The 10,060-nt window shown below is 69.6% G+C and carries 9 protein-coding genes; 3 read left to right on the forward strand and 6 right to left on the reverse strand.

Features of this window, described 5'->3' with window-relative positions:
• The 3 genes from O3Q52_RS40680 to O3Q52_RS40690 form a co-directional block, all read left to right on the forward strand.
• Positions 1-721: VOC family protein (locus O3Q52_RS40680; protein ID WP_269653590.1), on the forward strand; the 721-nt coding region annotated here is incomplete at its 5' end.
• A gap of 296 nt (positions 722-1,017) precedes the next feature.
• Positions 1,018-2,499 carry an APC family permease gene (locus O3Q52_RS40685; RefSeq protein WP_269653591.1) on the forward strand — a complete coding sequence of 494 codons (1,482 nt, stop codon included), beginning with the start codon at positions 1,018-1,020 and terminating at the stop codon, positions 2,497-2,499.
• A gap of 10 nt (positions 2,500-2,509) precedes the next feature.
• Entirely contained in the window at positions 2,510-3,472 is a 963-nt protein-coding gene (locus O3Q52_RS40690) for a hypothetical protein (RefSeq protein WP_269653592.1), read from the forward strand.
• 137 nt (positions 3,473-3,609) lie between these two features.
• Here O3Q52_RS40690 and O3Q52_RS40695 read toward each other — a convergent pair whose 3' ends face one another.
• The 6 genes from O3Q52_RS40695 to tal form a co-directional block, all read right to left on the reverse strand.
• On the reverse strand, positions 3,610-4,203 hold the full coding sequence (locus tag O3Q52_RS40695; RefSeq protein WP_269653593.1) for a histidine phosphatase family protein: 594 nt from the start codon (positions 4,201-4,203) through the stop codon (positions 3,610-3,612).
• Between the two features lie 12 nt (positions 4,204-4,215).
• Positions 4,216-5,094 carry a phosphogluconate dehydrogenase (NAD(+)-dependent, decarboxylating) gene (gene gnd / locus O3Q52_RS40700; protein ID WP_269653598.1) on the reverse strand — a complete coding sequence of 293 codons (879 nt, stop codon included), beginning with the start codon at positions 5,092-5,094 and terminating at the stop codon, positions 4,216-4,218.
• Positions 5,095-5,109: 15 nt separating this feature from the next.
• A complete protein-coding gene (pgi, locus tag O3Q52_RS40705; protein WP_269653594.1) occupies positions 5,110-6,759 on the reverse strand; it encodes a glucose-6-phosphate isomerase in 1,650 nt (549 codons plus the stop codon).
• Complete coding sequence (gene opcA, locus O3Q52_RS40710) at positions 6,752-7,687, reverse strand: glucose-6-phosphate dehydrogenase assembly protein OpcA (RefSeq protein ID WP_269653595.1); 936 nt, start codon at positions 7,685-7,687, stop codon at positions 6,752-6,754. The genes pgi and opcA overlap by 8 nt, the downstream gene beginning before the upstream one ends.
• A complete protein-coding gene (zwf, locus tag O3Q52_RS40715) occupies positions 7,684-9,348 on the reverse strand; it encodes a glucose-6-phosphate dehydrogenase (protein WP_269653596.1) in 1,665 nt (554 codons plus the stop codon). Before zwf ends, opcA begins: the two co-directional genes overlap by 4 nt.
• A partial coding sequence (gene tal, locus O3Q52_RS40720) for a transaldolase (protein WP_269653597.1) occupies positions 9,345-10,060 on the reverse strand: 716 nt, incomplete at its 5' end. The genes tal and zwf, both read right to left, overlap by 4 nt.

Below are 10,060 nucleotides of genomic sequence, written 5' to 3' on the forward strand. Positions count from 1 at the left end.
CCTGCTCGCTCCTGTGCTGCCGCGCCGCCGCGCCGCCGAGGACGCCCCGCTGGACGCGGTCGCCGCACCCGACGGCACGGAACTCTTCTTCTGTGCCACGGACCGACCCGGACTGCCCAGCTGGACCGGTGACTTCGAGCCCGTCGCGCACAAGTCCCCCGTCGACGGGGGCGTACACCGCATAGATCATCTGGCGCTCACCCAGCCCTGGCACCAGTTCGACGAGGCGGCCCTCTTCCACCACAGCGTCCTCGGGCTCGGCGCGCACGAGAGCGTGGACGTCGCCGACCCGTACGGACTGCTGCGCAGCCGTGCCGTCACCAATGCCGACGGCAGTGTGCGGATCGCCCTCGGTGTCGGTGCGGCCCCGAGCGCCGACGAGGGCGGCCGCGCCCAGCACATCGCCCTCGCGACCGACGACATCGTCACCGCGGCCCGCCGGTTCCGGGACGCGGGCGGCCGCCTGCTGCCGATCCCCGCGAACTACTACGACGACCTCGCGGCCAAGTACGAGCTGGCCGACGGCGAGCTGGAGGCGTACCGCGAACTCGGCATCCTCTACGACCGGGACGCGAACGGCGCCTTCCGCCACTGCTACACCGAGACGATCGGCCGCCTCTTCTTCGAACTGGTCCAGCGCGACACGGGCTACCGTGGCTACGGCGCGCAGAACGCCCCGGTGCGGCTGGCCGCCCAGCACGTACGGCGGCCGGTGCGCTGACTCCACACCGGGGACCTCTTCTCACCGGATTCTCAACCTCCGCCAGGCCGGGCCCGATTGCGGGGCCCGGCCTGCGGCATGCCATAACACCGAGATCGCGGGTGTGCAAGGAGGTGGACATTACCCACGAGTTGACATTGAAACCTCAAGAGCCGCCGCTATCATCACTCCACTACGGAGCGACCGTCCGCCGACCACCACCACGGCTGCACGGAATCGGCCACATCTCCCACTTACACCTGGCGCGGTCGGGCATGCCCGCACGCACTTCGTGCAGGACGGAAAGCAGCGCATCCATGGGCAACAACAAGGGCAGAGGGCTCCAGGCCAATGTCCTCGGCACGTTCGACACGGTCGTGATGGCGATCGCCGGCAGTGCCCCGGCGTACTCGCTCGCCGCGACCACCGCGGTCCTCGTCGGCGCGGTGGGCCTGGCCAGCCCCGCGGCGCTGCTGTACTGCGCGATACCCATGCTCGGCATAGCCCTGGCCTTCAGCTATCTCAGCCGGATCGACACCAACGCGGGCGCCAGCTACTCCTGGGTCGGCCGCACGCTCCACCCCTTCCTCGGCTTCATCAGCGGCTGGGCGCTGGTCGTCTCGGCGACCATCTTCATGGTCGCCGGTTCGCTGCCCGCCGGTTCGATGACGCTGTCCCTCTTCGACGAGGGGCTCGCGGACAACACGGCACTGTCCACCCTGGTCGGCGCGGCCTGGTTCGTCGCCATGCTGCTCGTCGTGCTGGGCGGCGCCCGGCTCACCGTCCGCGCCCAGCTGATCATGTCCGGTGTCGAGCTCGCCATCCTGGTGCTCTTCGCCGTGGGCGCCGTGCTCCACAACGACAACGCCCGGCCCTTCGACTGGTCCTGGCTCGGCTTCAGCCACTTCGACGGGGTGAGCGGCTTCGCGTCCGGCGCCCTCATCGCCGCCTTCTACTACTGGGGCTGGGACGTCACCTCCAACCTCAGCGAGGAGACCAAGGACAGCCGCCGCACCACGGGCCTCGCGGGCCTGATCGGCGTGGGCATCGTCTTCCTCCTCTTCGAGGCCTTCACCATCGCGGTGAACGTCATCCTCTCCTCGCAGCAGATCCAGGAGAACGACGCCAACGTCCTCGCGGTGCTCGGTGAGGAGATCTGGCCGGGCTGGGGCGGCAAGCTGCTGATCGTCTCCGTGATGCTGTCCACCATCGCCACCCTGGAGACCACGCTCATCCAGGTCACGCGCTCGCTGTTCGCGATGGGCCGCGACCACACGATGCCCAGCGCCCTGGGCAAGGTGCACCGCACCTGGAACACCCCGTACGTCGCCATCACCGTGGTCGGCACGGTGGCACTGCTGATGCTCGTGGCGTCCAACGCCCTCGGCAGCGTCGGCGACATCCTGGAGAACGCCATCGCCGCGATCGGCCTCCAGATCGCCGTGTACTACGGCCTCGCGGGTCTCGCGGTCGTCGTCGCCTACCGCAAGATGCTGCTGAAGTCCCCGTCCAACTTCCTCTTCGGCGGGCTGTGGCCGTTCCTCGGCGCCCTGTTCATGTTCTGGATCTTCATCGAGTCACTGAGCGACCTGAGCAACGCCTCGATCACCATCGGCATCGGCGGCCTGGCCGTCGGAATCGTCCCCATGCTCTGGTACTGGCGCCAGGGCAGCGACTACTACCGGCCGGCGAACCTGGACGCCAGCGACGTCGTGGAGACGGAGTACATACCCGACGGCTACACCGCCGCCGAGGCGGAACGTTCCCGCGTCCACGAGGGTCTCCCCACCGACTTCTGAGAGGGCCCCGATGGCGAGAGACCGCTTCAAGCCCGAATTCGACCCCGACTGCGGGGACGCGCCCCTCACCTCCGCCAAACAGGACATCGTCATCGGCCGCTGGCAGGGGCTCCGGCAGCTGCTGGGGGCCACCGGCCCCGCGTGGCTGTCGCGGGGCCACCGGATGCGGCTGCTCGCGCAGGCCTGCGCGAGCACCTCGACGGCCGAGTCCTGGCTGGCCGCCGAGCCCCACAGCGGTGACGCGCTGGTGCTGCGGGCCGCGACCGAGACGGCACGGGCCTTCAACCTGGCCATCGCCGCGGGCCGGGGCGTTCCCATCGACCAGAACCGCGTCGACGCCGCGGTCATGGCCTGCCTCCAGGCCGCCGAGTCGTACGTCGACGATCCCACGCCGTGGATCTCGCTCATCGCCGTCGCGCGGCTCTATCCCACCGGGGTGCGCCGTCAGGAACTGGGGCGCTGGTGGGACGAGTTGCACGCGCGCGACCCGTACAGCGTGGAGGGCCATCTCCAGGTGCTGCACTACTACTCGGCGCGCTGGCACGGTACGCACGGTCTGATGTACGACTTCGCCCGGGACGCGGCCGGCGTGGCTCCGCCGGGGTGTGCGTTGCCGGTGCTCGTGCAGTACGCCCGGCTCGAGGAGTTCCGGTACATCCTGGAGGGGGCGAAGGGGCAGCAGGGGTCTCTGACCGGGGTCAGTGAGCACTGGAACAACGACGGGGCCGTCAGTGACGTGCGGCGTACCTGGCAGCGGTGGATCACGGGTCGTGCCGACGTTCCCGTCGAGCCGGGGGAAGTCCACCAGCTCAACCACCTCACGCATGCCGCCTGTCATGCCGGGGTGCCGGACATCACCGCCTCGCTGTTCCGCCTCCTCGGCCGGCGCGCCACGCGTACGCCGTGGTCCTACACGGGCGATCCGGAGAAACAGATCACCAGGTGGCACAACAACCCGAAGCACCGGGCGTGAGCCGTCCCCCTGACTCAGGGGCTCCGCCCCGCACTGCGCAGTTCCCCGCGCCCCTGAAAGGGGCGCGGGGAACTGCGCGACCAGCCACAACGAACCCGCACACACAACCCAGCCCGATCACCGCGGGGGCGAGGAAACTACCCCGGCGGAAGGGCGTTCCACTCGCTGATGACCGGACGGTCGTGCTCCGTCGAGAGCCGGCTCAGCGTGCCGGTTCCGAGCTGGAACAGGCGGCCGTCCGCGGCGGAAAGACCGAGGCGTCGAGCGGTCAGGACACGCAGGAAGTGGGCGTGGGCGACAAGCACCACGTCACCGTCCCCGAGCGCCTTCTCCGCCCGGGCCAGGACACGATCGGCCCGCTCACCCACCTCGGCGGGGGACTCGCCAGGATGCCCGTCCGGCCCGGGCGGCACCCCGTCGTTCCACAAGTACCAGTCGGGACGGGTGCGGTGGATATCGACGGTGGCAATACCTTCGTACGCCCCGTAGTCCCACTCGTGCATGTCCGGATCGGACACCGCCCCGGTCAGCCCCGCCAGCTCCGCGGTCCGTATCGCCCGCCTCAGCGGACTGGTGAGTACGAGCGCGAGGTTCCGCCCGGTGAACAGCGGGACGAGGGACTTGGCCTGTTCCTCGCCACGCGGGGTGAGGGGCAGATCGGTCCAGCTGGTGTGCCGGCCCGACCTGCTCCACTCGGTCTCGCCGTGCCGGACGAGAAGGAGGTCGCCCATGACCACTGACTCCTACTTCGCGGACTCGACGGCGTGACCGCCGAACTGGTTGCGCAGCGCAGCGACCATCTTCATCTGCGGCGAGTCGTCCTGCCGGGACGAGAACCGCGCGAAGAGGGAGGCCGTGATGGCGGGCAGCGGCACGGAGTTGTCGATGGCCGCCTCGACGGTCCACCGGCCCTCGCCGGAGTCCTCCGCGTAACCGCGCAACTGCCCCAGGTGCTCGTCCTCGTCCAGCGCGTAGACCGCCAGGTCGAGCAGCCAGGAACGGATGACCGTGCCCTCCTGCCAGGAGCGGAACACCTCGCGCACATCCGTGACGGAGTGGACCGCTTCGAGGAGCTCCCAGCCCTCGGCGTAGGCCTGCATCATGGCGTACTCGATGCCGTTGTGGACCATCTTCGAGAAGTGGCCGGCGCCCACCTTGCCCGCGTGGACGAACCCGGCGTCGCCCTCCGGCTTGAGCGCGTCGAAGATCGGCTGGACCTTGGCGATGTGCTCGGCGTCGCCGCCGACCATCAGGGCGTAGCCGTTCTGCAGGCCCCAGACGCCGCCCGAGACACCGGCGTCCACGAAGCCGATGCCCTTGGCCGCCAGCTCCTCGGCGTGCTTCTCGTCGTCCGTCCAGCGGGAGTTGCCGCCGTCGACGACGGTGTCGCCGGGCTCCAGCAGGTCGCCGAGTTCGTCGATGACACCCTGGGTGGGGGCCCCGGCCGGGACCATCACCCAGACCACGCGCGGGCCTTCGAGCTTGCCGACCAGTTCGGTCAGGCTGCTGACGTCGGAGAGGTCCGGGTTGCGGTCGTAGCCGGTCACGGTGTGGCCCGCGCGGCGGATCCGCTCGCGCATGTTGCCGCCCATCTTGCCGAGGCCGATGAGACCGAGCTGCATCGCAGTCATGTCAGTTCACTTCTTTCGGAGAGTGCGGTACGTGGCCACGAGGGCGGCGGTGGAGGGATCGAGACCGGGGACGTCGGCGCCCTCGGTGAGGGCGGGTTCGATGCGCTTGGCGAGGACCTTGCCGAGCTCGACGCCCCACTGGTCGAAGGAGTCGATGTTCCAGATGGCGCCCTGGACGAACACCTTGTGCTCGTAGAGGGCGATCAGCTGCCCGAGGACGGAGGGGGTCAACTCGGCGGCCAGGACGGTCGTCGTGGGGTGGTTGCCGCGGAACGTGCGGTGCGGGACCTGCTCCTCGGGCACCCCCTCGGCGCGTACCTCGTCGGCGGTCCTGCCGAACGCGAGGGCCTGGCCCTGGGCGAAGAGGTTCGCCATCAACAGGTCGTGCTGGGCCGCGAGTTCGGCACCCAGGTCGTCGACCGGGTTGACGAAGCCGATCAGGTCGGCCGGGATCGTCTTCGTGCCCTGGTGGAGCAACTGGTAGTACGCGTGCTGGCCATTGGTGCCGGGCGTGCCCCACACGACGGGCCCGGTCTGCCACTCGACGGGGTTTCCCTCGCGGTCCACGGACTTGCCGTTGGACTCCATGTCGAGCTGCTGGAGGTACGCGGTGAACTTGGACAGGTAGTGCGAGTACGGCAGCACCGCGTGCGACTGGGCGCCGAAGAAGTCGCCGTACCAGATGCCCAACAGGCCGAGCAGCAAAGGCGCGTTGGCCTCGGGTGGAGCCGTGCGGAAGTGTTCGTCGACGATCCTGAACCCGTCGAGCATCTCCCGGAAGAGGTCCGGGCCGATCGCGATCATCAGCGACAGACCGATCGCCGAGTCGAACGAGTAACGGCCGCCGACCCAGTCCCAGAACTCGAACATGTTGGCCGTGTCGATCCCGAAGTCCGCGACCTTCTCGACGTTCGTGGACAGCGCCACGAAGTGCCGGGCCACCGCCTCGGACTCACCGCCGAGACCGGCGAGGAGCCAGGACCGTGCCGAGGTCGCGTTGGTGATCGTCTCGATGGTGGTGAAGGTCTTCGAGGCGACGACGAACAGCGTCTCCGCCGGGTCCAGGTCCCGCACCGCCTCGTGCAGGTCGGCCCCGTCCACGTTCGACACGAAGCGGACCGTCAGGTCGCGGTCGGTGAAGGCGCGCAGCGCCTCGTACGCCATCGCCGGACCCAGGTCGGAGCCGCCGATGCCGATGTTGACGACGTTACGGATGCGCCTGCCCGTGTGGCCGGTCCACTTGCCGGAGCGGACCTGCTCGGCGAAGTCGGACATCTTGTCGAGCACGGCGTGCACCTTCGGCACGACGTTCTCGCCGGCGACCTCGACGACCGCGTCGAGCGGGGCACGCAGCGCCGTGTGCAGCACGGCCCGCCCCTCGGTGACGTTGATCCGCTCGCCGCGCAACATCGCGTCCCGCAGCCCGAACACGTCGGTGGCGGTGGCGAGTTCCTGGAGCAGCGCGAGCGTCTCGTCGGTGATCAGGTGCTTGGAGTAGTCGATGCGCAGATCGCCTACCCGCACGGTGTAGCGCTCGGCGCGCTCCGGGTCCGTGGCGAACAGTTCGCGCAGCTGCGGATGGAGGAGCGGGCCTGCGCGGTGGTCCTCCAGTGCCGTCCACTCGGGGCGACGGGTGAGCCTGGGTGTGTCAGGCACGGCTCTCCTCCCCTCCGGCGTCGTCACCGCGCAGGGCGACGGCGTACATCTCGTCCGCGTCCAGGCGCCGCAACTCCTCGGCGATCAGCTCGGAGGTGCTGCGGACCTTCAGCGCGAGGGTGCGCGAGGGCTGGCCCGGCAGCGACAGCGTCGCGAGGGGACCCTCGGGACGGTCGATGACGATCTCGCCGTTCCTGGTGCCGAGCCGGACGGCGGTGACGACCGGCCCCGCCGTCACGACACGCTCGACCGGGACCTGGAGGCGGGCCTCCAGCCAGCGTGCCAGCAGTTCGGCGCTCGGGTTCTCGGCCTCGCTCTCCACGGCGGCCGAGGTGACCTTCGTACGGGCCTGGTCCAGGGCGGCCGCGAGCATGGAACGCCACGGGGTCAGCCGGGTCCAGGCCAGGTCGGTGTCGCCGGGCGCGTACGAGGCGGCACGGGCCTCCAGGGCCGCGAGCGGTGCCTCGACCGCGTACATGTCGGTGATCCGGCGCTGTGCGAGGGCGCCCAGCGGGTCCTTGGCCGGGAACTCGGGTGCGTCCACCGGCCACCACACGACGACCGGCGCGTCCGGCAGCAGCAGCGGCAGGACCACCGAGTCGGCGTGCTCGGACACCTCGCCGTACAGCCGCAGCACGACCGTCTCGCCGGTGCCCGCGTCGGCGCCCACACGGACGTCGGCGTCGAGGTGCGAGTTCGTGCGGTCGCGCGGAGTGCGGACGTGCCGCTTGATGACGACCAGGGTGCGCGAGGGGTGCTCGTGCGAGGCCTCCTCGGCCGCCTTGATCGAGTCGTAGGCGTTCTCCTCGTCCGTGACGATGACCATCGTCAGGACCATGCCCACGGCAGGCGTGCCGATGGCGCGGCGGCCCTCCACTAGGGCCTTGTTGATCTTGCTTGCCGTGGTGTCGGTCAGGTCGATCTTCATGGCCTGCGCCAGCTCCGTCCGTCTCGTGCGAGCATCTCGTCGGCTTCCCCGGGACCCCAGCTGCCCGAGGCGTACTGCGCGGGCCTGCCGTTCTTGTCCCAGAACTCCTCGATCGGATCGAGGATCTTCCAGGACTCTTCCACCTCCTGGTGTCGGGGGAAGAGATTGGCGTCGCCGAGCAGGACATCCAGGATCAGCCGTTCGTACGCCTCCGGGCTGGACTCCGTGAACGACTCGCCGTAGGCGAAGTCCATGGACACGTCCCGGATCTCCATCGACGTACCCGGCACCTTCGATCCGAAGCGCACCGTCATGCCCTCGTCGGGCTGGACACGGAAGACGATCGCGTTGGCGCCGAGCTCCTCCGTGGCGGTCGAGTCGAACGGGGAGTGCGGGGCGCGCTGGAACACGACCGCGATCTCCGTGACCCGCCGGCCGAGCCGCTTGCCGGTCCGCAGGTAGAAGGGGACGCCCGCCCAGCGGCGGTTGTCGACCTCCAGCTTGACGGCCGCGTACGTGTCGGTCTTCGACGCGGGGTCGATGCCCTCTTCTTCGAGGTAGCCGGGCACCTTCGCGCCGCCCTGCCAGCCCTCCGCGTACTGCCCGCGCACGGTGTGCTCGCCCAGCTCCTCCGGCAGCCGCACCGACTTGAGGACCTTGAGCTTCTCGGTGAGCAGCGAGTCGGCGTCGAAGGCGATGGGCTCCTCCATCGCGGTCAGCGCCATCAGCTGGAGCAGGTGGTTCTGGATGACGTCACGGGCCGAACCGATGCCGTCGTAGTAGCCCGCACGGCCGCCGATGCCGATGTCCTCGGCCATCGTGATCTGTACGTGGTCCACGTACGACCGGTTCCAGATCGGCTCGTACATCTGGTTGGCGAAGCGGAGCGCCAGGATGTTCTGGACGGTCTCCTTGCCGAGGTAGTGGTCGATCCGGAAGACCTGCTCCGGGTCGAACACGTCGTGCAGGACCTTGTTCAGCTCACGGGCGCTCTTGAGGTTGTGGCCGAACGGCTTCTCGATCACCGCGCGCCGCCAGGAACCGGCCGGGGCGTCGGCCAGCCCGTGCTTCTTGAGCTGCTTGACGACCTTCGGGAAGAACTTCGGCGGTACGGAGAGGTAGAAGGCGTAGTTGCCGCTGGTGCCCCGGGAGGCGTCCAACTCCTCGACGGCGGCGCGCAGTTGCTTGAACGCCTGGTCGTCACCGAAGTCGCCGGGGATGAACCGCATGCCCTCGGAGAGCTGCTGCCAGACCTCCTCGCGGAACTCCGTACGGGCGTGTTCGCGCACCGAGTCGTGGACGATCTGGGCGAAGTCCTCGTCCTCCCAGTCGCGCCGGGCGAAGCCGACGAGGGAGAAGCCCGGCGGGAGCAGTCCGCGGTTGGCCAGGTCGTAGACGGCCGGCATCAGCTTCTTGCGGGCCAGGTCGCCGGTGACACCGAAGATGACCAGACCGGACGGCCCGGCGATCTTCGGCAGCCGGCGGTCGCCGGGGTGGCGCAGGGGGTTGTCCCAGTCGGACGAGAGGTCCAGCGCCTGGGCGAGGGACTCGGGCGTGAGGTCGTCGGCGGTGGCGGTGGCGTCCGGCGTCGTACCGGCCTCAGTCTCCGCTGCCGCTTCGGATGCCTTCGCCGAGGTTCCCTCGGGAAGCCTGTCGCTCATTCCCCGTCAACTCCCTTGCGGCTCAGTGAGACGGCGACCGCGTCGAGCAGCTCGCCCCAGGCGGCCTCGAACTTGGCGACGCCCTCGTCCTCCAACTGCCGTACGACCTCGTCGTACGAGATGCCCTGCTTCTCGACGGCATCCAGGTCGGCGCGGGCCTGGGCGTAGCCGCCGGTCACCGTGTCGCCGCGGATCTCGCCGTGGTCGGCGGTGGCGTCGAGCGTGGCCTCCGGCATGGTGTTGACCGTGCCGGGCGCGACCAGCTCGTCGACGTACAGCGTGTCCTTGTAGGCCGGGTCCTTGACGCCGGTCGAGGCCCACAGCGGACGCTGCCTGTTGGCGCTCCCGCAGAGAGCGGTCCAGCGGGCGCCGCCGAAGACATCCTCGTACGCCTCGTACGCGAGCCGCGCGTTGGCGAGCGCCGCCCTGCCCTTGAGCGCGAGGGCCTCGTCCGTGCCGGTCTTCGCCAGCCGCTTGTCGATCTCGCTGTCGACGCGGGAGACGAAGAAGGAGGCCACGGAGTGGATGGTGGAGAGGTCGAGGCCCGCGGCCCGCGCCTTCTCCAGACCGGCCAGGTAGGCGTCCATCACCTCGCGGTAGCGCTCCAGCGAGAAGATCAGCGTGACGTTGACGCTGACGCCGAGGCCGATGACCTCGGTGATCGCGGGGAGACCGGCCCTCGTCGCCGGGATCTTGATCATCACGTTCGGGC

Origin of the sequence: Streptomyces sp. ActVer, from assembly GCF_027270795.1 — a bacterium.
Classification (GTDB): domain Bacteria; phylum Actinomycetota; class Actinomycetes; order Streptomycetales; family Streptomycetaceae; genus Streptomyces; species Streptomyces umbrinus_A.

What these genes read in the sequence shown, in the direction of transcription:
- O3Q52_RS40685 (WP_269653591.1), top strand. Translation starts at nt 1,018, where the DNA reads ATGGGCAACAACAAGGGCAGAGGGCTCCAGGCCAATGTCCTCGGCACG.
- O3Q52_RS40690 (WP_269653592.1), top strand. Translation starts at nt 2,510, where the DNA reads ATGGCGAGAGACCGCTTCAAGCCCGAATTCGACCCCGACTGCGGGGAC.
- O3Q52_RS40695 (WP_269653593.1), bottom strand. Translation starts at nt 4,203, where the DNA reads ATGGGCGACCTCCTTCTCGTCCGGCACGGCGAGACCGAGTGGAGCAGG.
- gnd (WP_269653598.1), bottom strand. Translation starts at nt 5,094, where the DNA reads ATGCAGCTCGGTCTCATCGGCCTCGGCAAGATGGGCGGCAACATGCGC.
- opcA (WP_269653595.1), bottom strand. Translation starts at nt 7,687, where the DNA reads ATGAAGATCGACCTGACCGACACCACGGCAAGCAAGATCAACAAGGCC.
- zwf (WP_269653596.1), bottom strand. Translation starts at nt 9,348, where the DNA reads ATGAGCGACAGGCTTCCCGAGGGAACCTCGGCGAAGGCATCCGAAGCG.